This is a genomic window from Occultella gossypii (assembly GCF_019947135.1).
Lineage (GTDB): Bacteria > Actinomycetota > Actinomycetes > Actinomycetales > Beutenbergiaceae > Occultella > Occultella gossypii.
The window spans coordinates 13,672-39,997 of the sequence record NZ_JAGSHT010000001.1; the positions used below are offsets into that span (position 1 = coordinate 13,672).

The window sequence follows — 26,326 nt, forward strand, 5'->3', positions numbered from 1 at the left end:
AAGTCCGTGGTGAACTCTTCGGACCGGTACGCCGGCAACCTGGCCAACATCCCGCGTCATATCTTCGTGACGGGCGGTGTCGCCTCCTCGCTCGGCAAGGGGCTGACCGCCTCGAGCCTCGGTCATCTGCTCCGCGCCCGCGGACTGCGGGTGACCATGCAGAAGCTCGATCCGTACATCAATGTGGACCCGGGCACGATGAACCCGTTCCAGCACGGTGAGGTGTTCGTCACAGAGGACGGCGCCGAGACGGACCTGGACATCGGCCACTACGAGCGCTTCCTCGACGTCAACCTGAGCGCCGGGGCCAACGTCACAACGGGCGTCGTCTACTCCACGGTGATCGCCAAGGAGCGCCGTGGGGAGTACCTCGGGGACACGGTCCAGGTGATCCCGCACATCACCGACGAGATCAAGCACCGGATGCGCGCCCAGGCCACCCCCGCGGCCGGCGAGCAGGCACCGGACGTCATCATCACCGAGGTCGGTGGCACGGTCGGCGACATCGAGTCCCAGCCGTTCCTCGAGGCGGCGCGCCAGGTCCGCCAGGACATCGGCCGCGACAACGTGTTCTTCGTGCATGTCTCACTGGTGCCCTACCTGGCTCCGAGCGGAGAACTCAAGACGAAGCCCACCCAGCACTCGGTGGCCGCGCTGCGCAGCATCGGTATCCAGCCGGACGCGATCGTGTGCCGTGCCGACCGGGACATCCCCGAGTCCGTGAAGGGCAAGATCGCCGCCATGTGTGACGTGGACCGCGAGGCCGTCATCACCTGCGTCGACGCGCCGAGCATCTACGACATCCCCAAGGTGCTGCACAGCGAGGGCCTGGACGCCTACGTGGTCCGCCGCCTGTCGATCCCGTTCCGGGACGTCGAGTGGGACTCCTGGCACGGCCTGCTCGACCGCGTGCACCACCCGGCCGACGAGGTCGAGGTGGCCCTGGTCGGCAAGTACATCGACCTGCCGGACGCCTACCTGTCCGTCACCGAGGCGCTGCGTGCCGGTGGCTTCCACGAGAACAGCCGGGTCAACATCCGCTGGGTCGCCTCCGACGACTGCGCCACCGAGGCCGGCGCCCGCAAGGCCCTCGCCGGTGTCGACGCCGTGCTCATCCCCGGCGGTTTCGGCGTCCGCGGGATCGAAGGCAAGCTCGGGGCCCTGCGGTGGGCCCGCGAGCAGCAGGTGCCCACACTCGGCATCTGCCTCGGTCTGCAGTGCATGGTCATTGAGTACGCCCGCAACGTCCTCGGCCTCGAGCAGGCGTCCTCCACCGAGTTCGACCCACAGTCCCCGGACCCGGTGGTCGCGACCATGGAGGAACAACTCGCGATCGTCGACGGCGAAGGGGACCTGGGCGGCACGATGCGCCTGGGCAGCTACGAGGCCGTGCTCACACCCGGCTCCGTGGTCGCCGAGACCTACGGTGCCGAGCGGGTCTCCGAGCGACACCGGCACCGCTACGAGGTGAACAACTCCTACCGCGACGTGCTCGCCGAGGCCGGTCTGCAGATCAGCGGTCGGTCCCCGGACTCCTCGCTGGTGGAGTTCGTCGAGCTGAGCCGCGAGCAGCACCCGTACTACGTCGCCACCCAGGCGCACCCGGAGTTCAAGTCCCGGCCGACCCGCGCGCACCCGCTGTTCGTGGGGCTGATCGCGGCCGCGCTCGGCCGCCAGCGCGAGACGCGCCTGCTCGAGGTGGAGCCGGCCCGCAATGCCTGACGGCGGCCGTCGGCCAGGTGCTGCGCCGTTCGAAGGGCCCATCGCGGACGAGCGCGCCGCCCTGCCGATCACGGACTCCCGCACCATCCACGCCGGCTACGTGTTCGACATCGTCGCCGAGACGGTCGACCTCGGCTCAGCCGGGACCGTGCACCGGGAGTTCATGAAGCACCCGGGCGCCGTCGCGGTGGTGGCACTGGACGAGGCGGACCGCGTGCTGCTGCTGCGCCAGTACCGACACCCGGTCCGGTCCTACCTGTGGGAGGTCCCGGCGGGACTGCTCGACGTGGCGGACGAGCCACTCGTGGACGCCGCCGCACGGGAGCTGGCCGAGGAGGCGGACCTGCGGGCCGCTCGCTGGGACACGCTCGTGGACTACTACACGAGCCCCGGCGGCTCCGACGAGGCGCTGCGGATCTTCCTCGCCCGGGACCTCAGTGAGGTCCCCGACGGCGACCGGTTCACCCGCGAGGGTGAGGAGGCCGGGATGGAGTTGCGCTGGGTGCCGCTCCCCGACGCCGTCGCCATGGTCCTGGCCGGGGACCTGCACAACCCGAGCGCCGTCGCGGGGCTACTGGCCCTGCAGGCGGCGCACGCCACCGGCTTCAGCGGGCTCCGGCCCGCCGATGCCACCTGGGTGCGCTGACCGGACCCGCAGGCCGAACACCGCGACGGTCGTCGCGACGATCAGCAGCGCCGAGCCCACCAGGTGCATGCCGACCGCGAGCTCGGGCAACCCGTTGAAGTACTGGTAGTAGCCGATACCGCCCTGCAAGGCGGTCATCGCGACCAGCAGCCACGCCCGGCGACGCGCCGTGGCCAGGGCCGCTGCGCCGTCGGGCACCTCGGCCTGCGGCCGGGCGCGGTACAGCGCCACGAGCAGCAGCGCCAGCACGGCGACGAACACCCACACCGTGCCCGAGTGGAGCCTGGTGACCAGCAACGGGTCGACGGCGAACCGGTAGCCGACCTCGTCGTCGCCCGAGTGTGGGCCGGCTCCGGTGACCACGACGCCGAGGGTGACCACCAGGCCCGCCAGCACCGCGAGGAGGCGGCCCAGCACCCGGATGGCGGGGCCGACAACGGACACCGTCGGGCCGTCGCCCTCCCGCCAGCGCAGCAGCAGCACAGTGGAGAGCCAGACCAGCGCCGCGGAGAGCAGGAAGTGGGAGCCGACGATGGCCGGGTGCAGCTCGATCCGGACGGTGATCCCGCCGATCACGGCCTGCACCAGCACCAGAACCAGCGGGACCGTCGCGAGCCGGCGAAAGCCCGGGTTGCGCACGGGGGTGACCCCGGCACGTTCCTGCGTGAACACGAGCAGCACCACGGCTGCGGAGACGGCCACCAGCAACCCGGCCACGGTCCGGTTCCCGAACTCCACGAACGGGTGGTACGTGGCGGCCTCATGGAACGCGGGTGCGAACTGGCCCGGTTCACACTGCGGCCAGGTGGAGCAGCCGAGGCCGGAACCGGTCAGCCGCACCGCCCCGCCGGTTCCGATGATGACGATCTGGCCGATGAGGTTCGCCACGATCGCGGTGCCGGTGAGCTTGGTGTGGGTTGCGGGGGACACATGCCTACGGTAATGCGCTCCTCAGTCCCACTTGAACCAGCGCACCGTCGCGGCGCTGAACAGCACGGTCCAGGCGGCGAGCACGGCGAGCGCTATCCAGGTGGCGCCCGAAGGGCCAGGGCCGAGCGCGGTCCGCATGGCCTCACCGAGCGCCCCGGACGGCAGGAACCGGGTGGGGCCGGCGGCCGGGAGCAGGATGCCCCCGCCGACCACGAGGAGCAGCCAGAGCAGGTTCGCCCCGGCCAGGACCGCCTCGGCGCGCAGCGTGCCGGCGAGCAGGAGGGCCATGGCCGTGAACGCGCCGGTGCCGAGTACGACGGCGAGCAGCGCGGCGCCGATCCCGGCCGGGTTCGGCTGCCAACCGAGGGCGAGGGCGAGGCCGCCGAGGATCACGACCTGGACGGCCTCCATCGCGAACACGCCGAGCACCTTGCCGCCGAGCAGTCCGGTGCGTCCGAGTGGGGTGGTGGCGAGCAGGCGCAGTGCGCCTGCGCGCCGGTCGAAGCCGGTGGAGATCGCCTGGGAGGTGAACGCGGTGGACATCACGGCCAACGCGAGAACGCCGGGGGCGGCCACGTCGATCACCGGGGCACCGTCGGTGTCCAGGCGGATCAGGTCCGTGCGCACGAGCACCACCAGCATCAGCGCCGGCAGGATCAGGGTGAGCAGGAGCTGTTCACCGTTGCGGATCAGGTTGCGCAGCTCGAAGCCGGCATGCGCCGCCACCCGGCGCGGCCACGGGGCGCCACCGGCGTGCGGTTGCAGCGTCACGGTCATCGCAGGCTCCGTCCGGTCAGGTCGAGGAAGGCGTCCTCGAGGGTGCGTGTGCCACCCTCGAACTCGAGGGTGAGGCCGTGCGCGTCGGCGAGCTGTGCGAGAGCGGTCTGCGCGGCCGGGGTCAGCGGACCGGACAGGCGGGCGGCGTGCGGGGTGGGTGGCGCCGCGGACCGGACCGGGCCGTCCGGGGCCGCCTCGACGCTCGGCGCCGACGTGGCCTCCGGGACTCCGACCGCCTCGGTCAGCTCGGCGACCGTGCCCTGCGCCAGCACGACGCCGTGGTCGATGATCGCGACGTGATCGGCGAGCCGGGCGGCCTCGTCCATCAGGTGCGTGCTCAGGATGACGCTCACGCCGTCGGCCCGCAGTCCCTCGATCAGGTCCCAGACGACCAGGCGTGCCTGCGGGTCGAGCCCGGCGCTGGGCTCGTCCAGGAACACCAGGTCGGGCCGGCCGACCAGGGCGATCGCCAGGGCCAGGCGCTGGCGCTGTCCGCCCGAGAGGCGGCGCACCGACGTGCGCGCGAACGCGTCCAGGCCGAGGAGGTCGACGAGCTCGTCGACGTCACGGGGCGCGGCGTACATGCGGGCGACGTGCCGCAGCAGCTCCAGCGGGCGGGCCATGATCGGCAGGCCGCCGTCCTGGACCATCACGCCGACCCGAGGGCGCAACTGGGCGGCGTGCCGCCGGGGATCGAGGCCGAGGACCCGCACCAGCCCGCGGTCGGCCCTCTGAAGGCCCTCGCAGATCCCCATCAGCGTGGTCTTGCCGGCGCCGTTCGGGCCGAGGATCGCCGTGACGGCACCCCGCTGGGCCGACAGGGACAGGGACCGTAGCGCGTGGGTGTCGCCGAAGGACTTCGTGACGCCATCGAGTTCGAGACACCAGTGATCGGTGCCGGGTGCGAGCATCCCGTCAGCGTAGTGCGGATACCTCAAGTGCCCTCGTTGTGGCGTGTCTCTCATTTCTCGCATGCTGGACGCGCCGTTTCGGGACCCGACCTGCGTCGGATGGCGTCCTCAAGCGGCGTGCTGGTGCCGGTCCGGGCTGGTCGAGCGGTAACGTCCGCGCTGCGCGAGCACCGCAATAAGGTTCGCCTTGCTTGCCGGGAAGCATTTGGGCAACGAGACTGTTGAGTAATTCGAGGGCCGTGGCATGCCCATCGACGCCAGGAGGTGAGCACGTGACGACCGAACCGGTAGAGGACGCCGAGTCCAGCACCCGCGAACGGGTCCTCGCGCTCATCGTGGAACTGGGCCCGGTCACGGCCGCGGTGCTCGCCGAGCGCCTGGACCTGACCTCGGCGGCTATCCGTAGGCACCTGTCGGCGCTCGACCAGGCCGGTCAGATCGCCGAGCGTGAGGACACCACGCACGCCCCCCGCGGACGTGGGCGGCCCGCCAAGCAGTACATCGCCACCGCCGCGGCACACAGCCACCTCGGTCAGGCCTATGCGGACCTGGCCGTGCATGCGCTCGAGCACCTCAACCGGGTCCTCGGGCCGAGCGCCGTCGACACCTTCGCCGAGGAACGCTCCACGGAGCTGCGGGAGCGGTACGCCGCGGCCGTGGACGCCGCCGGGCCGGACCTGCCGGCCCGGACCGCGGCCCTCGCGGTGGCGCTCAGCAAGGATGGCTACGCTGCCACCTCACGTCCGATCGGGAACGACCTGGCCGTGCAACTGTGCCAGGGTCATTGCCCGGTGCAGGACATCGCGACCCAGTTCCCTCAGCTGTGTGAGGCGGAGACGCGTGCGTTCTCCGACCTCCTCGGCGTCCATGTCCAGCGGCTCGCCACCCTCGCCGGCGGAGAGCACGTGTGCACGACCCATATCCCGGTGACGATCCCGACCCGTGCGGAAGGAAAGAGAACACACCCATGACGACACCGACCGAGACCACCCCGAAGACAGAACCGATGACGCAGGACGAGACGATCGCGTCCATCGGCAACTACAACTACGGCTGGCACGACGCCAATGACGCCGGTCTGAACGCCACCCGGGGACTCTCGGAAGACGTGGTCCGCAACATCTCGCACCTCAAGAACGAGTCCGAGTGGATGCTGAAGACCCGGCTCAAGGCGCTGCGGCTGTTCGACAAGAAGCCGATGCCGAACTGGGGTGCCGACCTCACCGGGATCGACTTCGACAACATCAAGTACTTCGTGCGGTCCACCGAGAAGCAGGCGCAGAGCTGGGAGGATCTCCCTGAGGAGATCAAGAACACCTACGACAAGCTCGGCATCCCGGAGGCGGAGAAGCAGCGCCTCGTCGCCGGCGTCGCGGCCCAGTACGAGTCCGAGGTGGTCTACCACCAGATCAACGAGGAGCTCGAGCGTCAGGGTGTGCTGTTCCTGGACACCGACACCGCGCTGCGCGAGCACCCGGAGATCTTCGAGGAGTACTTCGGCACCGTGATCCCCTCCGGGGACAACAAGTTCGCGGCCCTGAACACCGCGGTCTGGTCCGGCGGGTCGTTCGTGTACGTGCCCCCGGGTGTGCACGTGGAGATCCCGCTGCAGGCCTACTTCCGGATCAACACCGAGAACATGGGTCAGTTCGAGCGGACCCTGATCATCGCCGACGAGGGCTCCTACGTGCACTACGTGGAGGGCTGCACCGCGCCGATCTACTCCTCCGACTCGCTGCACTCGGCGGTCGTGGAGATCATCGTCAAGAAGAACGCACGGGTGCGCTACACGACGATCCAGAACTGGTCCAACAACGTGTACAACCTGGTCACGAAGCGGGCCACCGCCGCCGAGGGCGCCACCATGGAGTGGATCGACGGGAACATCGGGTCCAAGGTCACGATGAAGTACCCGGCCGTCTACCTGACCGGTGAGCACGCCCGCGGCGAGACCCTCTCGATCGCGTTCGCCGGCGCGGGTCAGCATCAGGACACCGGCTCCAAGATGGTCCACATGGCCCCGCACACCTCCTCCTCCATCGTCTCCAAGTCGGTGGCCCGGGGCGGCGGGCGGGCGTCCTACCGCGGCCTGGTCCAGGTGCTCGACGGCGCCGAGGGCTCCAAGTCCAACGTGCTCTGCGACGCGCTGCTGGTGGACACCGAGTCCCGCTCGGACACCTATCCGTACGTGGACGTGCGCGAGGACGACGTCGAGATGGGCCACGAGGCCACGGTCTCCAAGGTCAGCGCCGAGCAGCTGTTCTACCTGATGTCCCGCGGACTCGCGGAGCCCGAGGCGATGGCGATGATCGTCCGCGGCTTCGTGGAGCCGATCGCCCGCGAGCTCCCGATGGAGTACGCGCTCGAACTGAACCGACTGATCGAACTGCAGATGGAAGGGGCCGTCGGCTGATGTCGACCACCACAACTGAGACCACCGACAACACCGGACTGAGCACCGACCACTCCCGGGCGGTCGCCGACGGCGCGCACACCCACGGGCAGGGCACCGTCCCGGAGAAGTCCCGGGGCGACCGTGCGACATCGTTCGCGCTCGCGGACTTCCCGCTGCCCACGGGCCGCGAGGAGGACTGGCGGTTCTCCCCGGTCGGCCGGTTCCAGGGCCTGTTCGGCGGCGTCCTGACCGGGGTTGCCCCGCAGGTCGAGATCACCGGTGACCCGGCCGTCACCATCGAGCGCGTCGGTCACGACGACCCGCGTCTTGGCGCCGCCGGCGCCCCCGGAGACCGGCTCGCCGCGACGGCATGGGAGTCGTTCGCGGAGGCCCTGGTCATCACGGTGCCGTCCAACCACGTCATGACCGGCGAGACCCTCGTCACCATCACCGGGACCGACACCCCCCCCGCCGCCCAGCACATCCTGATCGTCGCCGAGTCCCTCAGCGAGGGAGTCGTGGTGCTCGACCACCGCGGCAGCGCCGAGCTCGCGCAGACCGTCGAGATCCAGGTCGAGGACGGCGCCTCGCTGCGGGTCGTCTCCGTCCAGGACTGGGACGCCGGTGCCGTGCACGCGTCGAGCCACCGCGCCGTGATCGGCCGCGACGCGACCCTGCGGCACGTGGTCATCACCCTCGGTGGCGACGTGGTCCGGATCACCCCGGAGGCCGCGTTCACCGCTCCCGGCGGCGAGGTCGAGATGAACGGCCTGTACTTCGCCGACGCCGGTCAGCACCAGGAGCACCGCCTCTTCGTGGACCACGCGGTGCCGAACTGCCGGTCCCGGGTGACCTACAAGGGCGCCCTCCAGGGCGACGGTGCGCACTCGGTCTGGATCGGCGACGTGCTGATCCGCAAGGAGGCCGAGGGCACCGACACCTACGAGCTGAACCGCAACCTCGTGCTCACCGACGGCGCCCGCGCCGACTCGGTGCCGAACCTGGAGATCGAGACCGGCGAGATCGAGGGCGCCGGGCACGCGTCCGCGACCGGCCGGTTCGACGACGAGCAGCTGTTCTACCTGCGCTCGCGCGGCATCCCCGAGGCGGCCGCCCGCCGTCTGGTGGTGCGCGGCTTCTTCGCCGAGATGATCTCCAAGATCGGCGTGCAGTCCGTGCAGGACCGCCTCCTCGCCGCGATCGACGCCGAACTCGATATCGTCATGGGCCAGCTCATCGGCACCGACGACCTCGACGAGGCGGATGTGATCGCCGCCGTGGAGAGCGGTGTGGTGAAGTGACCGCGCAGGTGGTGGCCGCCCGTGACGACCTCGAGGTGGGGGAGACCCTCAAGCTCGAGCTCGACGGCGCGGACGGCTCGCTCGTGGAGGTTGCCCTGGTCCGGGCCGAGGACGGCGAGTACTACGCCGTCAATGACGTCTGCTCGCACGGGCAGGTCTCGCTCTCCGAGGGCGAGGTGGACGGCAACACCATCGAGTGCTGGCTGCACGGCTCCACCTTCGACCTGCGCACCGGCCAGCCCCTGTCCCTCCCGGCCACCCGGCCGGTCCCCGTGTATCCGGTGAGTTATGACGGCGACAACGTCCTGGTGGACGTGGACGCCCCGCTCGCCGCCCACCAGAACGTCTGAGAAGAAAGAGAACCGCACATGTCGACACTTGAGATCCGCGACCTGCACGTCAGCGTCGAGACCCCGGAGGGCGCCAAGCAGATCCTGCGCGGCGTCGACCTCTCCGTGAGCAGCGGGCAGACGCACGCCATCATGGGCCCGAACGGCTCCGGCAAGTCCACCCTCGCCTACTCCATCGCCGGGCACCCCAAGTACGAGGTCACCTCCGGCGAGGTGCTCCTCGACGGTGAGGACGTCCTGGCCATGACCGTGGACGAGCGCGCCCGCGCCGGGCTGTTCCTCGCCATGCAGTACCCGGTGGAGGTCGCCGGGGTGACCGTGTCGAACTTCCTGCGGACCGCGAAGACCGCGATCGACGGCAAGGCCCCCGCGCTGCGTCAGTGGGTCGGCGACGTCCGCACCGCCATGGAGAACCTGCGCATGGACCCGGTGTTCGCCGAGCGCAACGTGAACGAGGGCTTCTCCGGTGGCGAGAAGAAGCGCCACGAGATCCTCCAGATGGAGCTGCTCTCCCCGAAGTTCGCGGTGCTGGACGAGACCGACTCCGGCCTCGACGTCGACGCCCTGCGGGTCGTCTCCGAGGGCGTCAACCGGGTGAAGTCGACCACGGACGTGGGCGTCCTGCTGATCACCCACTACACGCGCATCCTGAACTACATCACCCCGGACTTCGTGCACGTGTTCGTCGACGGCCGGGTGGCCGAGCAGGGCGGCCCGGAGCTGGCCGAGCGCCTCGAGGCCGAGGGGTACGACCGCTACCTCGTCGGCAGCAACTGACCCGCACCACTATCGAGGAGTACCGGATGACCACCACGGCAGGGCCGCTCACGGCGACGGAGTTGATCGCGATCCGCGAGGACTTCCCGCTGCTGGAACGCACGGTCCGCGGTGGTCGCCCGCTCGTCTACCTCGACTCCGCGGCCACGTCGCAGAAGCCCGAGTGCGTCACCGACGCCGAGCAGGACTTCTACCTGCGTCGCAACGCCGCCGTGCACCGCGGCGCGCACCAGCTCGCCGAGGAGGCGACCGAGGCCTACGAGAAGGCACGGGCCGCCGTCGCCGGTCTGGTGGGCGTCGACGCCGGTGAGATCGTCTGGACGAAGAACGCGACCGAGGCGATCAACCACGTCGCGTATGCGATGTCGAACGCGACGCTCGGGCGCGGCGGTGAGGACGCGGCCGCGCTGCGGCTCGGGCCGGGCGACGAGATCGTGGTCACCGAGGCGGAGCACCACGCGAACCTGGTGCCCTGGCAGGAGTTGTGCGCCCGCACCGGTGCGACCCTGCGTTGGCTCGGGGTGACCGACGAGGGCCGGATCGACACCGGCACCCTCGGCGTGATCAACGAGCGCACCCGGCTGGTGGCGTTCGCGCACGCCTCGAACGTGACCGGTGCGATCGCACCGGTGGCGGCGATCGTGGCCGCCGCCCACGCCGTCGGGGCGCTCGTGGTTCTGGACGCGTGTCAGAGCGTGCCGCACCTGCCCGTGGACCTGCGCGCCCTGGACGTGGATTTCGCCGCTTTCTCCGGCCACAAGATGCTCGGGCCCACCGGCATCGGCGTCCTCTATGGCCGCGCCGACCTGCTCGCCGCGATGCCGCCGTTCCTGACCGGTGGATCGATGGTCGAGGTGGTCACCATGGAATCGACCAGTTACGCCCCGCCGCCGCAGCGGTTCGAGGCCGGTACCCAGATGGTGGCGCAGACCGTCGGTCTGAACGCCGCCGCGGACTACCTGGCCGAGCTCGGCATGTCCGCCGTGGCCGCCCACGAGGCCGTGCTGACCGAACACCTTGTCCGTGGCGTCGCCGGCATCGACGGCGTGCGCGTGCTCGGGCCGACCGACGCCACCGACCGCCTCGGTGTCGTCGCGTTCGACGTGGCCGGTGTGCACCCGCACGACGTCGGGCAGGTCCTCGACGACGCCGGCATCGCGATCCGGGTGGGGCACCACTGCGCACAGCCGGTGCACCGCCGTCTCGGTGTGCACGCCTCCGCGCGTGCGTCCGTGGGTATCTACACGACGCACGCGGAGATCGACGTGTTCCTCGAGCACCTGGCCGGTGTCCGCTCGTTCTTCGGACTGGGAGGCAGCCGTGGCTGACGCGATGGAGCAGCTGTATCAGCAGGTGATCCTTGACCACGCCCGCGAGAAGCACGGCTACGGCCTCGAGCAGGGCGCGGCGGGGGAGTCGTTCCAGGTCAATCCCACCTGTGGTGACGAGGTGCGCCTGCGCGTCCATCTCGCCGACGGCACCGCCGCCCCCGTCATCGAGCGGGTCAGCTGGGAGGGCCTGGGCTGCTCGATCTCGCAGGCGTCCCTGTCCGTGCTCAGCGACCTCGTCGCCGGCGCCGACGTGGCCCGCGCCGACGAGCTCACCGAGACCTTCCGCGCGCTGATGTCGGGCCGTGGGCAGCCGCTGGACGCCGAGCGCGAGGAGATGCTCGGCGACGCCGGCGCCTTCGTGGGCGTGGCGAAGTACCCCGCCCGGATCAAGTGCGCTCTGCTGGGCTGGATGGCCCTGCGGGACGCACTCGCGCACGCACTCACCGCCGAACCGTCCATTGTGGCACCGGATCAGGAGAAGTCATGAGCACCGAAGCAACCAGCGCCGTCCCGAACGCGGCAGACGTCGAGGAGGCCCTCCGCGACGTCATCGACCCCGAACTCGGCATCAACGTCGTGGACCTGGGTCTCATCTACGGGATCACCCTGGACCAGAACAACGTGGCCATGATCGACATGACGCTCACGTCCGCGGCCTGCCCGCTGACCGACGTCATCGAGGAGCAGGCCGCCCAGGCGCTCGAGGGCATCACCGCCGGCCAGCGCATCAACTGGGTGTGGATGCCGCCGTGGGGCCCGGACAAGATCACCGAGGACGGCCGCCAGCAGCTGCGGGCGCTGGGGTTCAACGTCTGACGAGCCCCTGGAGCTCCCGCCGGTCCTGTTGATCGGCGGGACTTCGCCGTGCCCGACCGGACCTGCGTCGCTGTCGACGAGGGGCCATCGGGCTCTCGTGCGTCAACACTCGACGCCGGCTGAACGAGTGGTTAGCATGGTGTGCATGCGTTCAGACAAGCGGTCGGTTCCGTTGTCGGACCTGACCGCACGTGCACGGATCCGCGATGCCGCGATCGAACGGTTCGCGCGAGACGGGTTCGGTGCTGGGCTGCGCACGGTCGCAGGCGATGTTGGAGTCAGTCCTGCCCTGGTTCTGCATCACTTCGGATCCAAGGACCGGTTGCGTCAGGCCTGTGACGAGCACGTGCTGGCGCAGATCCGGACTGCCAAGTCCGAGAGCATCGTCGATGCCGGCACCCGCTCGTTCCTGGAGCATTTCGCCACCGCGGAGCGGTACTCGACGATCCTTGGCTATGTCCTGCGTTCGCTCCTCGACGGTGGACCGCTGGCGCGCGCGTTCGTCCAGCACATGATCGACGATGCCGAGCAGTATGTCGGCGCAGCCGTATCGGCCGGGTTGGCCGTTCCGAGCCGGGACGAGCGCGCCCGCTCCCGCTATCTCACCCTGTCGGCGCTGGGCGCGATGATGCTGTCCATCACGCTCGATCCCCCCGAGGATCTGAGCAACCTCACCGGGTTCATGCGGCGCTTCTTCGCAGAGATCACCCTTCCGACGTTGGAGCTGTACACCGAAGGCTTCCTCACGACCCGTCGCATGCTCGACGACTACCTCCTCTACGTGGGCGACCCGCCAGGCGAGAACGCGGCTCAGCACAGCTGAGCCCACGCGCCATCAGGCAGATTCGCTACGAAGAGAAGGAAACTACGATGACCAGCACATCTTGGCGTGCCTCGAACACGCCAGCGATCGAGATCCATGACCTGCACAAGTCGTTCGGCAGGGTCAAGGCACTTGACGGCCTGGACCTGAACGTCGCCCCCGGAGAGGTCGCCGGGTTCCTCGGCCCCAACGGGGCCGGCAAGTCCACGACCATTCGCGTCCTGCTCGGCCTCCTGCGCTCCGACGCCGGTAGCGCTCGGATCCTGGGCGGTGAACCATGGCGCGACGCTGTCAGGCTGCATCGCCGCCTGGCCTATGTGCCGGGTGACGTGTCGCTCTGGCCGAACCTCACCGGTGGGGAAGCGATCGACTACCTGACCCGGTTGCGCGGCAAGGCGGACAAGAAGCGCAAGACCGAGTTGCTGGAGCGCTTCGAGCTCGATCCGACGAAGAAGGCCGCCACCTACTCCAAGGGCAACCGGCAGAAGGTCGCGCTCGTCGCGGCCCTCGCCTCGAAGGTCGACCTCCTGGTGCTCGACGAGCCGACGTCAGGTCTCGATCCGCTGATGGAGGCCGTCTTCACCGAGTACGTGCGCGAGGCGAAGGCAGGCGGTACGTCCGTGCTGTTGAGCAGCCATATCCTGTCCGAGGTCGAGAAGGTCTGCGACACCGTGACTATCATCCGCGGCGGCCGGGCGGTGGAGTCCGGGACCCTCGACGACCTGCGTCACCTGACCCGCACCAGCGTCACCACCGTCATCGACGGCGACCCGGCGACGATCGCGGCGCTGCCCGGCGTGCACGATCTGACCAGCGCGCCGAACGGCGCGGGCTTCCGCTTGACCTTCGATGTCGACAACACAGCGATGGGTGACCTGTTGCCAACGGTCGGAGCGCTCGGCGTGCGCTCGTTCACGGCCGCACCACCTTCCCTCGAGGAACTGTTCATGCGGCACTACGGCGACGAGCTCGCCGCGGATGAGGCGGCTGCCGATCGGGCCGGTCAGCGCCCGGCCACGCGGGGTGCCTCGGACAACACAGCAGGTGTGCGATGAGCAGCGCCACAGCACACTCGCTGGCCGAGCGGCCCGCCGCCGCACGCACCCGGGCGGGCACGCTCGCGGGCACGTGGAACCTGGTGCGGTTCATCCTTCGCCGGGACCGGGTCCGGCTCGCGGTCTGGGCGGGCTCCGTCGTGGCCTTCTACGCGTACTTCACATTCGCGTTGGACACGGTGTTCTCAGATCCGGCCGCGCGGCAGGGTCGCGCGGCCGTGATGGAGACACCAGCCGGGATCGTGATGGGCGGGCCAGGCTATGGTCTCGACGACTACACGACCGGTGTCGCCATCGCCAACGAGGGCATCGTCTGGATGGTGCTGGCGTTGGCGACCATGAGCATCCTGCACGTGGTGCGGCACACCCGGGCCGAAGAGGAATCCGGCCGCTCCGAACTCGTTCGCGCGGCCGTGGTGGGTCGCCACGCGCCGGCGGCGGCCGCTGTCATCACGTTGGTCCTGAGCCAGGCCGTCATCGCCGCCGTGGGCGCGCTGGCGATGGTCGGCGTCGGGACCGACATGGCTGTGGTCGATTCGTTCGGGGTGACGATCGGATCCGGCCTCAGTGCCTTGGTGTTCGGTGCGGTGGCGGTGGTGTTCTGCCAGGTCATGGACCATGGGCGCGGCGCGATCGGCGCGAGCCTTGCCGTCGTCGGGCTTGCCTTCGTCATCCGTGCCGCCGGTGACATGCGCGAGCTCGGCGGCAGCACACTGTCGTGGTTCTCGCCGTTCGCATGGGCCCAGCAGATGCGGTCGTTCGTTGAGCTGCGGTGGTGGCCGGCGCTCCTGTCCGTGGCGGCCACGGTGGTGCTTTTGTGGCTCGGTGCCGCCCTGGCGTCGCGGCGCGACTTCGGTGGGGGACTGGTCGCCTCACGGGCGGGGCGAGCGGACGCGAGGCCCACGCTTCGCAGCCCGTTCGTGCTGGCCTGGCGACAGCAGAGCAGCGCTCTGTTGTGGAGTGCCCTCGGGCTCGGCCTCATGTGGTACGCGACCGGGACCCTCATGCCGGAGATCGGCAGCATGATCGGCGACATGGTCGCCGACAACCTCGCGGCGGCACAGATCTTCGGGCCGGACACGTCGGTGCTGAGCGTCACGTTCCTCGGCGTCATGATCATGTTCGCGGCCCTGTGCTGCGCCGCGTACGCGATCGTCCTGGGCGGCCGCCCGAACGGCGAGGAGCGGGCCGGCCGGGTGGAGGTCGCGCTCGCCCTACCCGTGTCCCGCTCCCGTTGGCTCGGCTCGCAACTGCTCGTGGTGGGACTCGGCACGCTGATCGTGCTGACCGTGAGCGTCTACGGGATGTGGCTCGGCGCGGTCACGGTGGGCTGGGAGGATCAAACCTTCGCCGACTACACCGTCGTGCTGCTGGCCTACCTCCCGGCGTTGGGTGTCTACCTGGGCCTGGTGGCGGCACTCTTCGCCTGGCTGCCGCGCCTCACCGGGCTCGCTTGGGCGCTCCTGGCGTACTCGTTCGTGGTCGGCATGTTCGGCGGCCTGTTCGAACTGCCCGACTGGGCGCTGCGCCTGTCGCCGCTGGACTGGGTGCCAGCGCCGTTCCTCGAGGACGTCGCGGTCGGTGACGTGCTCGGTCTTTGGGCGGTCGCGATCGTGCTGTTGGCCCTCGCGTTCGTCGGCTTCCGGCGCCGTGACGTGGTGACCACCTGAGAGCCACTAGAGGGACGCCCCGTCCACGGCGAACGTGTCGCACGCGTTCGGACCGGAGTCGTAGCCGGCGGTGAACCACCGCTGGCGCTGCTCCGAGGACCCGTGGGTCCAGGACTCGGGGTGCGCCTGACCGCCCTGCTGGGTCTGGATGTGGTCGTCGCCGACGGACGCCGCGGCATCGAGCGCCGACGCGAGCTGGTCGGGCGTGAACGGCTCCAGGAACCTGACGCCGTCGGAGTCCACGGTGTTCACGGCGCCCGCCGCCCACGCGCCGGCCAGGCAGTCCGCCTGCAGCTCCAGCCGCACCGCGTCGGATGTGGGCCCGGTGTCCGTGTTGTCCACCTGCGCCATGATTCCGGACAGGTTCTGGATGTGGTGGCCCCACTCGTGGGCAACGACGTAGAGCTCCGCGAGCGGACCGCCCTGAGCGCCCAGCTGCGTCGTCATCAACTGGAAGAACGTCGGGTCCAGGTAGATGCCCTGGTCCGGTGGGCAGTAGAACGGCCCGACGGCGCTGCTCGCCTGGCCGCAGCCGGTGTTGGTTCCGTCCGTGAACAGTTCCATGCCGGGGGAGGCGTAGGCGCCGCCGCTGATCTGCGGGTAGGCGTCCGCCCAGTAGTCGTCGAGGGAGTTGTACGCGCCGACCATCCGGCACTCCACGTCATCGTTCGCGGCCGCCCCCGTGGTGCAGTGCTCCAGACCCGTGTCGGTCTCGCCGACCGGGGCGCCGCCGTCGTCGCCGGTGGCGAGACCGGTCAGGTCCACGCCGAGCAACTGGGAGAGCAGGAACAGCACCAGCACAGTGCCGCCGCCCACGGCGACGCCGGTTCCGGTGCGGCGGCGTCGCCGGACCCGGGACGGGTCCAGCTTCGCGTCCTCGTTGAACGTCATGGGGCAAACGCTAGCGCCGAACCGGCGTGGCTACCCGTCGAGCGTCGGCGCTGGTCAGGCCGGGGTCGCGGCGATCTCCGTCTCTGCCTCGATGTGGGCCGACCCGGCGTTCAGGAGCCCGGTGACGACCGCGGCGAGCGGCTCCATGGCGTCGTCGATCTCCAGTTGGACGGGGTAGCGAGCCACCAGCATCGCGAGCAGGTTGTGCACCGCCCCGCGGGCCCGTGCCGGATCGAGGTCGGTGTCGTAACCGAGCAGCACCTCGGTGGGGGCGTCCTGCGCCTCGGTAGGGTCCGTGACGGCTGGGTCGTAGCTCACCGCGAAGGACAGGATCCGGCCGCCGGCCTCCTTGGGGCGGTCCCGGAGCACAACGGCGCCGCGGGCGCCGGTGGCGGGCGCGAGCAGGTGGTCCTGGGCGCGCCCGAGCGTCATCTCGGACCGGTCCCAGGGTGCGTGCACGGCGTCGTAGAACGCCGCGACCGCCTTCGTCAGTTCCACCGAGCCGGTGGCCAGATCCTCCAGGGTCGGTCCGGTCGGTCCGAACGGCGGGACGGCCAACGACTCCGGGGCCACGACCACGAGTCGGGAGCGCTGGATCGGGATGAGCCCGATCGACGCGGCGAACGGTGCGGCGGCGGAGGTCTCGGACTCCTCGAAGTTCTCGGACAGCTCGGGGTTCACGGGGTAGCGGGTTCGAAGGCCGCTGGTGCCCGACGGCGGAACCTCCTCCCGGAGTGCGCCCACCAGTGCGGTGCCCACACCCCGACGGCGATGTGCGGGCAGCACCTCCGTGTACAGCCAGAGCCGGTCCGGGTGCAGGCTGCTCTCCGAGACTGCCGCGGCGCCGACGATCGCGCCGTCGGCCTCGGCGACGACGGTGCGCCGCCATGGCTGCTGAGTGGCGGGGCCGAGCAGGGCCCGGCTGAGCGCCACCTGCGGCGAGCCGGCCGGGCCGAGTGCGTCGGCGACCGTCACCTCGTCGCCGTCGCGCCATTCGCGCAGCGAGAGTGTCGGTTCGCTCACATCTACCTCCTCGGATGGGCCGCAGGGGCAGCAGAAGCGGCCCGCCGGACCATGCCACGGTACTGGTTCGTCAGGCTGTCGGTAGACTGGTGCCAGTGATCATCGCGCAGGACGTCGAACTCCGGATCGGGGTTCGCCAGCTACTCAGCGGGGCAACCTTCCGCATCGACTCGGGTGACCGGATCGGCCTTGTGGGCCGCAACGGCGCTGGGAAGACCACGTTGACGAAGACCCTGGCCGGGGAGGGGCAACCCAGCGGGGGCACCATCACCCGGACCGGTGAGGTGGGTTACCTCCCGCAGGACCCACGGACCGGTGACCTGGACATGCTTGCCCGGGACCGGGTGCTCTCCGCGCGCAGTCTGGACGAGGTTGTACGCCGGATCCGCAAGGCCGAGCTGGACATGGCCAGCGAGGACGACGCCATCCGGGAGAAGGCGATGAACCGCTACACCCGGCTGGACGAGGAGTTCACCGCGCAGGGGGGTTGGGCCGCGGAGAGCGAGGCAGCCAGGATCACCTCGAACCTCGGCCTGCACACCGGGGTGCTGGCACAACCACTGGGCACGCTCTCCGGTGGTCAGCGCCGCCGGGTGGAGCTGGCGCGGATCCTGTTCTCCGATTCCGAGACGCTGCTCCTGGACGAGCCCACGAACCACCTGGACGCGGACTCCATCGCCTGGTTGCGGGAGTTCCTTGCGTCCTACTCCGGCGGGTTCATCGTGATCAGCCACGCCACCGACCTGCTCCGCGCCACCGTGAACAAGGTGTTCCACCTGGACGCCAACCGGAGCGAGCTGGACGTCTACAACCTCGGCTGGGACGCGTACCTGGAGCAGCGGGAGACCGACGAACGTCGCCGCAAGCGTGAGCGCGCGAACGCCGAGAAGAAGGCCTCCACACTGATGGTGCAGGCGGACAAGATGCGCGCCAAGGCCACCAAGGCCGTCGCCGCCCAGAACATGGCCCGCCGGGCCGAACGGATGCTCTCCGGCCTGGACGAGGTACGCGCCAAGGACCGGGTGGCGAAGCTGCGCTTCCCCGACCCCGCCCCGTGCGGGCGCACCCCGTTGCGCGCCGCGGGCCTCTCCAAGTCCTACGGGTCGCAAGAGGTGTTCACCGACGTCGACCTGGCGATCGACCGGGGCAGCAAGGTCGTCGTGCTCGGCCTCAACGGTGCCGGCAAGACGACCCTGTTGCGGATCCTGGCCGGGGTCGAGGACTCCGACACGGGGGAGGTCCAGCCCGGACACGGCCTGAAGGTCGGCTACTACGCGCAGGAGCACGAGACCCTGGACACCGAGCGCACCGTGGTGGAGAACCTGCGCTCGGCGGCACCGGACCTGAACGACACCCAGGTCCGTAGCGTGCTGGGGTCGTTCCTGTTCTCCGGTGACGACGCGGACAAGCCCGCTCGGGTGCTCTCCGGTGGGGAGAAGACCCGCCTCGCGCTCGCGGTGCTGGTGGTGTCCTCGGCGAACGTGCTGCTGTTGGACGAGCCCACGAACAACCTCGACCCGGCCAGCCGCGAGGAGATCCTCGGCGCACTGCGCTCGTTCACCGGTGCCGTCGTGCTGGTGACGCACGACGAGGGTGCCGTGGTGGCTCTCGAGCCGGAGCGCGTGCTCCTGCTGCCCGACGGCGACGAGGACCACTGGAACGACGGTTACGTCGAGCTGGTGTCGCTGGCCTGAGCAGCACCGGGCCGGCGCTCAGATGAACGTCAGCGCCCGCGCGAGCGCGGGGTTGTCGTTGTCCGAACGCCAGACGCAGTGCACCTGCACGGCGTGGTCGGGGATGTCCAAGACCTCGAGGTAGGTCACCGACGGTAGGTGCAGAGTGGCCACCGAGGACGGCACCAGGGCCACCCCGAGTCCCGCACCGACGAGCGCTAGGACGCTGTTCACCTGCGCGACGTGCTGGACGTAGTGCGGGGTGAGGTCCGCGTCCCGGAACACCGCGGCCACGGTCTCGTAGAGGTAGCGCGCCGCCGCCGGGGCGTAGGTGACCAGCGGGTGCGCGGCCACGTCCGAGAGGGTCGCCGCCCCGCGCAGACGCGTGAGCGGATGACCGTTCGGGACGGCCAGGACCATCGACTCGCTGGCGACCGGGCGCGCGGTGAGGGGATGGATCCGGGCCGGACCGCGGGCCAGCCCGACGTCGATCTCGCCGGCGAGCAGCGCATCGACCTGCTCACCGGTCACCATCTCGGTCAGGATCAGGTCGACGTCCGGCAGCTGCTCGGTGAGCGTGCTCGCCCAGGGCCCGAGCACCGTGAGCGCAGAGACGGCCGTGAAGGCGATCCGCACCGTGCCGGTGGTCCCGGCTGCGACGCTCCGCGCGCGCAGTCGCGACGACTCGGCGCGGGCGAGCAGCCGGCGGGCCTCATCCAGGAAGACCCGGCCGGCCGGGGTCGGCCGTGCGCCCCGGTGATGGCGCACGAGGAGCTCGACGCCGACGTCCCGCTCGAGCTTGCGCACCTGCCGGCTCAGCGGCGGCTGGGTCATGCTCAGGCGGTCGGCCGCGCCCGCGAAACTGCCCTCCTCGGCGACGGCGACGAAACCCACGAGCTGATCGAGCGTGTACATCCCTGTGCTCCAATCAGGTATGCCTTTTGCGCATCGAACGATACTCCATCGGACCTGGACGGGTATGGCTCGGGCGGCGTAGGTTCGATCAAACGGCCCACCCCTCGGAGCGCACCCATGAACGCCTCACGTTTCTCCCCGCAGGAGCTGCGGACCCGACTCGGGTCCGGCCTGCTGTCCTTCCCGGTCACGCACACGGCACCGGACCTCAGTTTCGACGAAGCCGGCTACCGCGAACACGTCGCCTGGCAGGCCGGCTTCGGCCCGGCCGGCCTGTTCGCGGCGGGTGGCACGGGGGAGATCTTCGCCCTGACCCCGGACGAGGTGCCCCGGGTCGTGCGGGCGGCGGTCGCGTCGGTACCGGAGGAGCTGCCCATCGTCGCGCCGGCGGCGTACGGCACCGCGCAGGCCGTGGCGATGGCGGCGGACGCGGAGGCCGCGGGCGCCGCCGGGATCCTGTTGTTCCCGCCGTACCTCGTCCAGGTGAGCGAGGCAGCTCTGGTCGCCCACGTGCGCGCCGTGTGTGCCGCGACGTCGCTGGGCGTCATCGTCTACCACCGGGCCAACGCCCGCTTCACGGCGGCAGCCGTGGCCACGCTCGCGCGGACGTGCCCCAACTTCATCGGCTTCAAGGACGGCGTCGGCGACGTGGACCTCATGACCCGGCTGTGCCACGGCACCGCGGACCTGCTCCTCATCGGCGGGCTCCCGACGGCGGAGGTGTACGCCCTCCCGTACCTGGAGCTGGGGGTGCGGACCTACTCCTCGGCCATGTTCAACTTCATCCCGGAGTTCGCCCTCGCCTTCCACCGAGCGGTCCTCGCCCGTGACCGTGCGGAGGTGGACCGACGGCTCCGGGAGTTCGTCCTGCCCTACCTCGAGATCCGCGACCGGAGCGAGGGCTACGCGGTCTCCATCGTCAAGGCGGGCATGACCGCCGTCGGGCGCACGGCGGGCCCGGTGCGCAGCCCGCTGCTGGATCTCGGACCGGACGACCTGGCGGACCTCGCGGCGCTCATCGAGAGCGCCGTGCACCCCGACGAGGCGCGGACCGCGTCCTCGGTGGGCCGGTGACCGGCGTGAACACGCTGCCCACGCCGTCGGGCCGCGGCAGGGGCTTGCCCGTGGTCACGCACATGCGGGTGGTCCCCGTGGCCGGCCGGGACAGCATGCTGCTGAACCTCTCCGGAGCCCACGGCCCGTACTTCACCCGCAACATCGTCGTGCTGACCGACTCGGACGGACGCACCGGAGTCGGCGAGGTGCCCGGCGGGCAGCAGATCACCCGGGTCCTCGAGGACTCGGTCGACCTGGTGGTGGGCCGCCCGGTGGCCCGCTACCACTCGGTGCTCCGCGACATCCGGGCCCGGTTCGCTCAGCTGGACGCCGGTGGTCGCGGCGCCCAGACGTTCGACCTGCGGGTCGCCGTCCACGCCGTCACGGCCGTGGAGGCCGCCCTCCTGGATCTGCTCGGCCAGTACCTCGAGGTGCCCGTTGCCGCCCTCCTCGGTGAGGGCCAGCAGCGTGACCGGGTGCCCGTGCTGGGCTACCTCTTCTTCGTCGGTGACCGCGGCCGCACGGACCTGGCCTACGCGAGCGGCACCGACGCCGGCGACGACTGGCTGCGGCTGCGTCACGAGGAGGCCATGACGCCCGGCGCCGTGGTGGCACTGGCGAAGGCGGCGCGGGCCAGGTACGGCTTCAGCGACTTCAAGCTCAAGGGCGGCGTCCTGCCCGGGGACGAGGAGGCGGACGTCGTGACCGCCCTGGCGCGTGAGTTCCCGCTGGCTCGGATCACGATCGACCCCAACGGCGGCTGGCTCCTGGACGACGCGGTCCGCCTTGGCCGCCGGCTGCGCGACGTCCTGGCCTACGCCGAGGACCCGTGCGGAGCGGAGGAAGGCTACTCGGGCCGCGAGACCATGGCGGAGTTCCGCCGGGCCACGGGCCTGCGCACCGCGACGAACATGGTCGCCACCGACTGGCGCCAGTTCGGCCATGCGGTGCGCTCGTCCTGCGTCGACATCCCGCTGGCGGACCCGCACTTCTGGACGATGAACGGTTCGGTGCGGGTGGCCCAGATCTGCGACGCCTGGGGTCTGACCTGGGGCTCGCACTCCAACAACCACTTCGACATCTCGCTGGCCATGTTCACCCAGGTCGCGGCGGCGGCGCCGGGCGAGATCACCGCCATCGACACCCACTGGATCTGGCAGGACGGGCAGCACCTCACGTCGAACCCGCTCCGGATCACCGACGGTGCCATCGCGGTGCCGGACCGGCCCGGGCTCGGCGTCGATCTGGACGCCGACGCGCTGGCCGCGGCCCACGAGCTCTACCTCGCCGAGGGACTCGGGGCCCGTGACGACGCCGCCGCCATGCAGTACCTCGTCCCGGGATGGACCTTCGACCCGAAGCGTCCGGCGCTGAGCCGCTGAGCCCCGCGCACCGACCGGCCCGGGTGGCCCCGGGTCGCCGGCCGGCCCGGCCCGACGTCAGGCCCGGTCCCGCAGCTGCCCGTCGATGAGGGCGTCCTCCTCCTCCTCGGCGCTGCGGCGACGGTCCCGGACCGTTCGTATGCTCGGGCCGGAGGCCGGGGCGGGACCGGAGCCGGGACTCTCGGCGGCCTCGCGGCGGGCGAGGATGACCGTGCCCACCAGGGCACCGATCCCGAAGATCCACCACTGGAACGCGTACGAGAGGTGGTTGCCCACGTCGGCGGCCGGCCGGGGGAGCGGGCTCGGGGGCGAGGGCGTCGTCGGCGACTCGTCCGCGAGCACACCGTAGGCACCCGTGACCAGCTCGCCGTCGCCGCCCACCGCGGGGCCGCCGTCGCCGGTCGTCGCGGCCAGCACCTGCGCCGGGGCGAGCCCGTAGACCTGCCCGTCCGGCGCGTCGCGGTCGGTGGTCGGCTCCGCCGGGCGCAGGCGCACGGTGAGCGTGACGTCGCCGCCCGGCACCTCCTGCTGCGCGCCGTGGTCGGTGAACGTGTCCGTGGCGTACCAGCCGCGGTCGACGGTCAGCAGCCAGGTACCGCCCTCGGCCAGGTCGACGGCGAAGATGGCGGCCACGTGGTCGGCGGGACTGCCCCCGATCGGGCGCTGGGGCAGCACCACCGAGGGGTGCGGGGCGTCGGTGAGGTAGTGACCGGTCACGGTCACCGGGGTCCAGGTCTGCGACGTGGTCAGCGCGGTGCCCGCCGACTGGAGGACCTCCTCGATACCGACCGGGGTGGAGTCGTAGTTGGCCTCAACCAGCTCGATCGCGGCTGCTTTGCCCTGGTAGCGGGTCAGCTGCCAGTAGCCCAGGCCCGCGCAGGCGACGGCGACCACGAGGGCGACGGCCAGGGTCCCCGCCCAACGGCCGCTCAACAGGAAGCGGTACCGCCCCGGCGTCCGGTTCGCCTCAGCGCTCACTTCGGCTCATCGGGGCTCACTCGAGGCTCCGGTTCACCCACGCCCGACTCCGGTGGCAGGTCCGCCACCGGGATGGTCTCGCGCAGGAACGAGCGGGCACCGAGGAAGTTCTCCAGGTGGACGCGGTGGTCCGGGCACGCGAGCCAGGTCTTGCGCCGGTCTGCCGTGTGCAGCTTCGGGTTGTTCCACCGCAGCGCCCAGGCAGCCTCCTGGCGGCAGCCCTTCGCGCTGCAGACGAGGTGCTCAGCCATCGTGGCCGCCGGGCCCGGAGTTGTCGGATTCGCGCCGAATCGGACCGTCGCCCGGAGACCGGACATCGTCTGGTCCGGTCTCGGCCGGAGCGTCCGGTCGCACCTGTTCTGCGGAGGTGTATTCGGCGGCGGGAGCAGGGTGCGGGCCGGGCAGGGCCGGCTGGTCGACCTGGGTGCCCGGTGCGGCTCGGCGGTCGCCCCCGGCGTTCGCGGCCACCACGGCCAGGTACGGCAGCACCACCGCGAGCGCCGCGAACGTCCAGCGCAGCCAGGTGATCGTCACGACGATCGCCAGCGCGAAGCACACGGTGCGGATGCCCATGGTGATGAGGTAGCGCTTGGTGCGATCGTGGAGCTGCTCGCTGCGGCCGCGCCCGACCGAAGTGATCGCGTGAACTTCTGGCACCCTCCCAGGTTACGCCGGGTCGTCACCACTTGCGGGCGGCGGCGGACGATTGTGACGCCCGCCCTCGATCTGCACTAGCGTCTGGGCGTGAGGATTCGAGGGAACAAGGGCCCCGGACGGACGACTGGGATGGCGCAGTGAGCGAGAACGAGCGGACCGTGGTGGTCACCGGGGCGAACCGGGGAATCGGGTGGGCGATCGCCGAACGCTTCGTCGCCGACGGCTACCGCGTCGCCAGCATCTACCGCAGCGGGGACCTGCCCGAGGGCGTATTCGGGGCAGTCGGGGACATGCGGGACTCCGACTCCATCGACGCGGCGTTCACGGCGATCGAGGAGCACCAGGGCCCCACGGACGTCCTCGTGGCCAACGCCGGGATCAACAGGGACACGCTGCTGATGCGGATGACCGACGAGGAGTTCACCGACGTCGTCGACGTGAACCTCACCGGTACGTTCCGGTGTGTGCGCCGTGCCAGCAAGGGCATGATCCGCAAGCGGCACGGCCGGATCATCCTGATCTCGTCGGTGGTGGGTCTGTACGGCTCGCCCGGGCAGGTCAACTACGCGGCCACCAAGGCCGCCCTGGTGGGCATCGCGCGGTCCGTGACCCGGGAGCTCGGCGCCCGTGGCATCACCGCGAACGTGGTGGCGCCCGGGTTCATCGACACGGCGATGACCCAGGAGCTGCCGGAGGCGACGCACCAGAAGTACCTGGCGTCGATCCCGGCCGCGCGCTTCGCCGAGCCCGCCGAGGTCGCCGGCGCGGTGAGCTTCCTGGCCGGCCCGGACGCCGGCTACATCAGCGGGGCCGTCATCCCGGTCGACGGCGGCCTCGGCATGGGCCACTGACCACGGGCCACCCGGCCCCGCCCACCACGCATCACACAGGCACCACAGACACAGGAGACGCAGGCATGGGACTGCTCGAGGGTAAGAAGCTACTGATCACCGGCGTGCTCATGGAGAGCTCGATCGCGTTCACCGTCGCCAGGCTCGCGCAGGAGCAGGGCGCCGAGGTGGTGCTGAGCTCGTTCGGCCGCCAGTTCAAGCTCACCCAGGCGATCGGGCGTCGGCTGCCGAAGCCCGCCCCGGTCGTGCAACTGGACGTCACCGACGACGACGACCTCGCCGCCCTGGCCGACCGGGTCAGCGAGCACGTCGACTCCCTGGACGGCGTGGTGCACTCGATCGGGTTCGCGCCGCAGAGCGTGATGGGTGGCAACTTCCTCGCCGGGCAGTGGCCGGACGTCGCCACCGCCCTCGAGGTCTCCGCGTTCTCCCTGAAGTCGCTCGCGGTCGCGGCCAGGCCGCTGCTGGGCGCCGGCTCCTCGATCGTCGGTCTCACGTTCGACGCCAAGTTCGCCTGGCCGGTCTACGACTGGATGGGCGTGGCCAAGGCCGCGTTCGAGTCGACGGCCCGCTACCTGGCTCGGGACCTCGGGCCGGACGGCATCCGGGTGAACCTCGTCTCGGCCGGGCCGCTGCGCACCACCGCGGCCAAGTCCATCCCAGGGTTCGAGGCGATGGAGGGCGGGTGGCCCACCCGAGCGCCGCTGGGCTGGGACGTCAACGACGCCGAACCCACGGCACGCACGATCGCCGCGCTGCTCTCCGACTGGATGCCGGCCACCACCGGAGAGATCGTTCACGTCGACGGTGGAGTGCATGCCATGGGACTCTAGGACCATGAACGAGTCAGCTTCTGAGCGGCACCTGATCCTGCTCCGGCACGCGCAGGCGGAGCACTCGGCATCGACCGACTTCGACCGGGTCCTGACCGTCACCGGACGGGCCCAGGCCACGGTCGTCGGTCAGCGGATCGCGGAGCGCGACATCGTGCCGGACCTGGTGCTGTGCTCGGCCGCCGTCCGGGCCCGGCAGACCTGGCAGCTGGCCGCGGCGGCCCTCGGCGATGCGGCCGAGGCCATCGACGTCACCTACTCCGACGACCTCTACAGCGCCGACGTCGACGAGGTCCTCGACCTGTTGCGGGGCGTAGCGCCCGAGGTGGTCCGGGTCCTGGTCGTCGGGCACGAGCCGGTGCTCTCGGGCACCGCACACCGGCTCGCCGGGCCGAAGTCGCAGGAGTCCGCGGCGCTGCGGGTCCGTACCGGGATCTCGACGGCGACCGCCGCGTTCCTGGAGTTCAGCGCACCCTGGGCGACCCTGACGGACCGGTCCGCGGTGCTGACCGGGTTGTCGACGGCTCCGACGACCGCCGAGTAGGTCGACGCCGCGTCGAGTC

At 70.7% G+C, this 26,326-nt stretch carries 28 protein-coding genes and 1 pseudogene; 20 read left to right on the top strand and 9 right to left on the bottom strand.

Annotated features, from left to right (window positions below; all coding sequences use genetic code 11):
- The first annotated feature begins 6 nt into the window (after positions 1-6).
- A complete protein-coding gene (gene pyrG / locus KCQ71_RS00065) occupies positions 7-1,722 on the top strand; it encodes a CTP synthase (protein ID WP_308116585.1) in 1,716 nt (571 codons plus the stop codon).
- Positions 1,715-2,368, top strand: a complete 654-nt coding sequence (locus KCQ71_RS00070; protein WP_223401525.1) for an NUDIX domain-containing protein — start codon at positions 1,715-1,717, stop codon at positions 2,366-2,368. The genes pyrG and KCQ71_RS00070 overlap by 8 nt, the downstream gene beginning before the upstream one ends.
- On the opposite strand, the gene KCQ71_RS00075 is transcribed toward KCQ71_RS00070, so the two are convergent.
- The 3 genes from KCQ71_RS00075 to KCQ71_RS00085 are packed head-to-tail and all read right to left on the bottom strand — an operon-like array spanning position 2,294 to position 4,986.
- Positions 2,294-3,298, bottom strand: a complete 1,005-nt coding sequence (locus KCQ71_RS00075; RefSeq protein ID WP_223401527.1) for a COX15/CtaA family protein — start codon at positions 3,296-3,298, stop codon at positions 2,294-2,296. The genes KCQ71_RS00070 and KCQ71_RS00075 overlap by 75 nt on opposite strands.
- 21 nt (positions 3,299-3,319) lie before the next feature.
- Complete coding sequence (locus KCQ71_RS00080) at positions 3,320-4,075, bottom strand: ABC transporter permease (protein WP_223401529.1); 756 nt, start codon at positions 4,073-4,075, stop codon at positions 3,320-3,322.
- Positions 4,072-4,986, bottom strand: a complete 915-nt coding sequence (locus KCQ71_RS00085) for an ABC transporter ATP-binding protein (protein ID WP_223401532.1) — start codon at positions 4,984-4,986, stop codon at positions 4,072-4,074. The genes KCQ71_RS00080 and KCQ71_RS00085 overlap by 4 nt, the downstream gene beginning before the upstream one ends.
- Positions 4,987-5,258: 272 nt before the next feature.
- Here KCQ71_RS00085 and KCQ71_RS00090 point away from each other — a divergent pair, with 272 nt between their 5' ends.
- From KCQ71_RS00090 to KCQ71_RS00145, 12 genes and pseudogenes are all read left to right on the top strand, one after another.
- On the top strand, positions 5,259-5,957 hold the full coding sequence (locus tag KCQ71_RS00090; RefSeq protein WP_223401534.1) for a helix-turn-helix transcriptional regulator: 699 nt from the start codon (positions 5,259-5,261) through the stop codon (positions 5,955-5,957).
- Positions 5,954-7,399, top strand: a complete 1,446-nt coding sequence (gene sufB / locus KCQ71_RS00095; protein ID WP_223401536.1) for a Fe-S cluster assembly protein SufB — start codon at positions 5,954-5,956, stop codon at positions 7,397-7,399. Before KCQ71_RS00090 ends, sufB begins: the two co-directional genes overlap by 4 nt.
- Complete coding sequence (sufD, locus tag KCQ71_RS00100; RefSeq protein ID WP_223401538.1) at positions 7,399-8,682, top strand: Fe-S cluster assembly protein SufD; 1,284 nt, start codon at positions 7,399-7,401, stop codon at positions 8,680-8,682. Before sufB ends, sufD begins: the two co-directional genes overlap by 1 nt.
- Positions 8,679-9,032, top strand: a complete 354-nt coding sequence (locus tag KCQ71_RS00105; protein WP_223401540.1) for a non-heme iron oxygenase ferredoxin subunit — start codon at positions 8,679-8,681, stop codon at positions 9,030-9,032. Before sufD ends, KCQ71_RS00105 begins: the two co-directional genes overlap by 4 nt.
- Before the next feature lie 18 nt (positions 9,033-9,050).
- Entirely contained in the window at positions 9,051-9,809 is a 759-nt protein-coding gene (sufC, locus tag KCQ71_RS00110; protein WP_223401542.1) for a Fe-S cluster assembly ATPase SufC, read from the top strand.
- A gap of 26 nt (positions 9,810-9,835) precedes the next feature.
- Positions 9,836-11,137: a SufS family cysteine desulfurase gene (locus KCQ71_RS00115; protein WP_223401544.1), complete on the top strand. Its 1,302-nt coding sequence runs from the start codon at positions 9,836-9,838 to the stop codon at positions 11,135-11,137.
- A complete protein-coding gene (sufU, locus tag KCQ71_RS00120) occupies positions 11,130-11,627 on the top strand; it encodes a Fe-S cluster assembly sulfur transfer protein SufU (RefSeq protein WP_223401546.1) in 498 nt (165 codons plus the stop codon). Before KCQ71_RS00115 ends, sufU begins: the two co-directional genes overlap by 8 nt.
- Positions 11,624-11,956 carry a metal-sulfur cluster assembly factor gene (locus tag KCQ71_RS00125; RefSeq protein WP_154793765.1) on the top strand — a complete coding sequence of 111 codons (333 nt, stop codon included), beginning with the start codon at positions 11,624-11,626 and terminating at the stop codon, positions 11,954-11,956. The genes sufU and KCQ71_RS00125 overlap by 4 nt, the downstream gene beginning before the upstream one ends.
- A 145-nt stretch (positions 11,957-12,101) precedes the next feature.
- A pseudogene (locus KCQ71_RS00130) lies at positions 12,102-12,281 on the top strand (TetR/AcrR family transcriptional regulator); the annotation flags it as partial.
- 21 nt (positions 12,282-12,302) lie between these two features.
- Positions 12,303-12,779 carry a TetR/AcrR family transcriptional regulator gene (locus tag KCQ71_RS00135; RefSeq protein WP_223401878.1) on the top strand — a complete coding sequence of 159 codons (477 nt, stop codon included), beginning with the start codon at positions 12,303-12,305 and terminating at the stop codon, positions 12,777-12,779.
- 47 nt (positions 12,780-12,826) lie between these two features.
- On the top strand, positions 12,827-13,834 hold the full coding sequence (locus KCQ71_RS00140; protein WP_223401548.1) for an ABC transporter ATP-binding protein: 1,008 nt from the start codon (positions 12,827-12,829) through the stop codon (positions 13,832-13,834).
- Positions 13,831-15,504, top strand: a complete 1,674-nt coding sequence (locus KCQ71_RS00145; RefSeq protein WP_223401550.1) for an ABC transporter permease — start codon at positions 13,831-13,833, stop codon at positions 15,502-15,504. The genes KCQ71_RS00140 and KCQ71_RS00145 overlap by 4 nt, the downstream gene beginning before the upstream one ends.
- A gap of 6 nt (positions 15,505-15,510) precedes the next feature.
- Here KCQ71_RS00145 and ypfJ read toward each other — a convergent pair whose 3' ends face one another.
- Both ypfJ and KCQ71_RS00155 read right to left on the bottom strand, forming a co-directional pair.
- The gene (gene ypfJ, locus KCQ71_RS00150; protein WP_223401552.1) at positions 15,511-16,395 is read right to left on the bottom strand and encodes a KPN_02809 family neutral zinc metallopeptidase; all 885 of its coding nucleotides are present in this window, start codon (positions 16,393-16,395) and stop codon (positions 15,511-15,513) included.
- A gap of 54 nt (positions 16,396-16,449) precedes the next feature.
- The gene (locus KCQ71_RS00155; RefSeq protein WP_223401554.1) at positions 16,450-17,418 is read right to left on the bottom strand and encodes a GNAT family N-acetyltransferase; all 969 of its coding nucleotides are present in this window, start codon (positions 17,416-17,418) and stop codon (positions 16,450-16,452) included.
- 95 nt (positions 17,419-17,513) lie between these two features.
- On the opposite strand from KCQ71_RS00155, the gene KCQ71_RS00160 reads away from it, so the two are divergent.
- Positions 17,514-19,112, top strand: coding sequence for an ABC-F family ATP-binding cassette domain-containing protein (locus KCQ71_RS00160; protein WP_223401556.1), 1,599 nt, complete (start codon positions 17,514-17,516; stop codon positions 19,110-19,112).
- A gap of 18 nt (positions 19,113-19,130) precedes the next feature.
- On the opposite strand, the gene KCQ71_RS00165 is transcribed toward KCQ71_RS00160, so the two are convergent.
- Positions 19,131-20,006, bottom strand: coding sequence for a LysR family transcriptional regulator (locus KCQ71_RS00165; protein ID WP_223401557.1), 876 nt, complete (start codon positions 20,004-20,006; stop codon positions 19,131-19,133).
- Between the two features lie 117 nt (positions 20,007-20,123).
- On the opposite strand from KCQ71_RS00165, the gene KCQ71_RS00170 reads away from it, so the two are divergent.
- A complete protein-coding gene (locus tag KCQ71_RS00170; RefSeq protein WP_223401559.1) occupies positions 20,124-21,080 on the top strand; it encodes a 5-dehydro-4-deoxyglucarate dehydratase in 957 nt (318 codons plus the stop codon).
- Positions 21,081-21,142: 62 nt separating this feature from the next.
- On the top strand, positions 21,143-22,444 hold the full coding sequence (locus KCQ71_RS00175; RefSeq protein WP_223401880.1) for an enolase C-terminal domain-like protein: 1,302 nt from the start codon (positions 21,143-21,145) through the stop codon (positions 22,442-22,444).
- 57 nt (positions 22,445-22,501) lie between these two features.
- On the opposite strand, the gene KCQ71_RS00180 is transcribed toward KCQ71_RS00175, so the two are convergent.
- The 3 genes from KCQ71_RS00180 to KCQ71_RS00190 are packed head-to-tail and all read right to left on the bottom strand — an operon-like array spanning position 22,502 to position 24,079.
- Entirely contained in the window at positions 22,502-23,422 is a 921-nt protein-coding gene (locus KCQ71_RS00180; RefSeq protein WP_223401561.1) for an SURF1 family protein, read from the bottom strand.
- Entirely contained in the window at positions 23,419-23,673 is a 255-nt protein-coding gene (locus KCQ71_RS00185; protein WP_223401563.1) for a hypothetical protein, read from the bottom strand. The genes KCQ71_RS00180 and KCQ71_RS00185 overlap by 4 nt, the downstream gene beginning before the upstream one ends.
- The gene (locus tag KCQ71_RS00190; RefSeq protein ID WP_223401565.1) at positions 23,666-24,079 is read right to left on the bottom strand and encodes a DUF3099 domain-containing protein; all 414 of its coding nucleotides are present in this window, start codon (positions 24,077-24,079) and stop codon (positions 23,666-23,668) included. Before KCQ71_RS00190 ends, KCQ71_RS00185 begins: the two co-directional genes overlap by 8 nt.
- Before the next feature lie 137 nt (positions 24,080-24,216).
- On the opposite strand from KCQ71_RS00190, the gene fabG reads away from it, so the two are divergent.
- From fabG to KCQ71_RS00205, 3 genes are all read left to right on the top strand, one after another.
- The gene (gene fabG / locus KCQ71_RS00195; RefSeq protein ID WP_223401567.1) at positions 24,217-24,930 is read left to right on the top strand and encodes a 3-oxoacyl-ACP reductase FabG; all 714 of its coding nucleotides are present in this window, start codon (positions 24,217-24,219) and stop codon (positions 24,928-24,930) included.
- A gap of 65 nt (positions 24,931-24,995) precedes the next feature.
- Positions 24,996-25,763 carry an enoyl-ACP reductase FabI gene (gene fabI / locus KCQ71_RS00200; RefSeq protein ID WP_223401569.1) on the top strand — a complete coding sequence of 256 codons (768 nt, stop codon included), beginning with the start codon at positions 24,996-24,998 and terminating at the stop codon, positions 25,761-25,763.
- Between the two features lie 4 nt (positions 25,764-25,767).
- Positions 25,768-26,307 (top strand): SixA phosphatase family protein, encoded by a 540-nt coding sequence (locus KCQ71_RS00205; RefSeq protein WP_223401571.1) that lies wholly within the window; start codon positions 25,768-25,770, stop codon positions 26,305-26,307.
- Positions 26,308-26,326: the final 19 nt, after the last annotated feature.

Coding starts and splice junctions, on each gene's coding strand:
- KCQ71_RS00205 (WP_223401571.1), top strand. CDS start 25,768: ATGAACGAGTCAGCTTCTGAGCGGCACCTGATCCTGCTCCGGCACGCG.
- sufC (WP_223401542.1), top strand. CDS start 9,051: ATGTCGACACTTGAGATCCGCGACCTGCACGTCAGCGTCGAGACCCCG.
- sufB (WP_223401536.1), top strand. CDS start 5,954: ATGACGACACCGACCGAGACCACCCCGAAGACAGAACCGATGACGCAG.
- KCQ71_RS00175 (WP_223401880.1), top strand. CDS start 21,143: ATGCGGGTGGTCCCCGTGGCCGGCCGGGACAGCATGCTGCTGAACCTC.
- KCQ71_RS00145 (WP_223401550.1), top strand. CDS start 13,831: ATGAGCAGCGCCACAGCACACTCGCTGGCCGAGCGGCCCGCCGCCGCA.
- KCQ71_RS00115 (WP_223401544.1), top strand. CDS start 9,836: ATGACCACCACGGCAGGGCCGCTCACGGCGACGGAGTTGATCGCGATC.
- fabI (WP_223401569.1), top strand. CDS start 24,996: ATGGGACTGCTCGAGGGTAAGAAGCTACTGATCACCGGCGTGCTCATG.
- KCQ71_RS00085 (WP_223401532.1), bottom strand. CDS start 4,986: ATGCTCGCACCCGGCACCGATCACTGGTGTCTCGAACTCGATGGCGTC.
- KCQ71_RS00170 (WP_223401559.1), top strand. CDS start 20,124: ATGAACGCCTCACGTTTCTCCCCGCAGGAGCTGCGGACCCGACTCGGG.
- ypfJ (WP_223401552.1), bottom strand. CDS start 16,395: ATGACGTTCAACGAGGACGCGAAGCTGGACCCGTCCCGGGTCCGGCGA.
- KCQ71_RS00125 (WP_154793765.1), top strand. CDS start 11,624: ATGAGCACCGAAGCAACCAGCGCCGTCCCGAACGCGGCAGACGTCGAG.
- sufD (WP_223401538.1), top strand. CDS start 7,399: ATGTCGACCACCACAACTGAGACCACCGACAACACCGGACTGAGCACC.
- KCQ71_RS00080 (WP_223401529.1), bottom strand. CDS start 4,075: ATGACCGTGACGCTGCAACCGCACGCCGGTGGCGCCCCGTGGCCGCGC.
- KCQ71_RS00165 (WP_223401557.1), bottom strand. CDS start 20,006: ATGTACACGCTCGATCAGCTCGTGGGTTTCGTCGCCGTCGCCGAGGAG.
- KCQ71_RS00140 (WP_223401548.1), top strand. CDS start 12,827: ATGACCAGCACATCTTGGCGTGCCTCGAACACGCCAGCGATCGAGATC.
- KCQ71_RS00070 (WP_223401525.1), top strand. CDS start 1,715: ATGCCTGACGGCGGCCGTCGGCCAGGTGCTGCGCCGTTCGAAGGGCCC.
- KCQ71_RS00185 (WP_223401563.1), bottom strand. CDS start 23,673: ATGGCTGAGCACCTCGTCTGCAGCGCGAAGGGCTGCCGCCAGGAGGCT.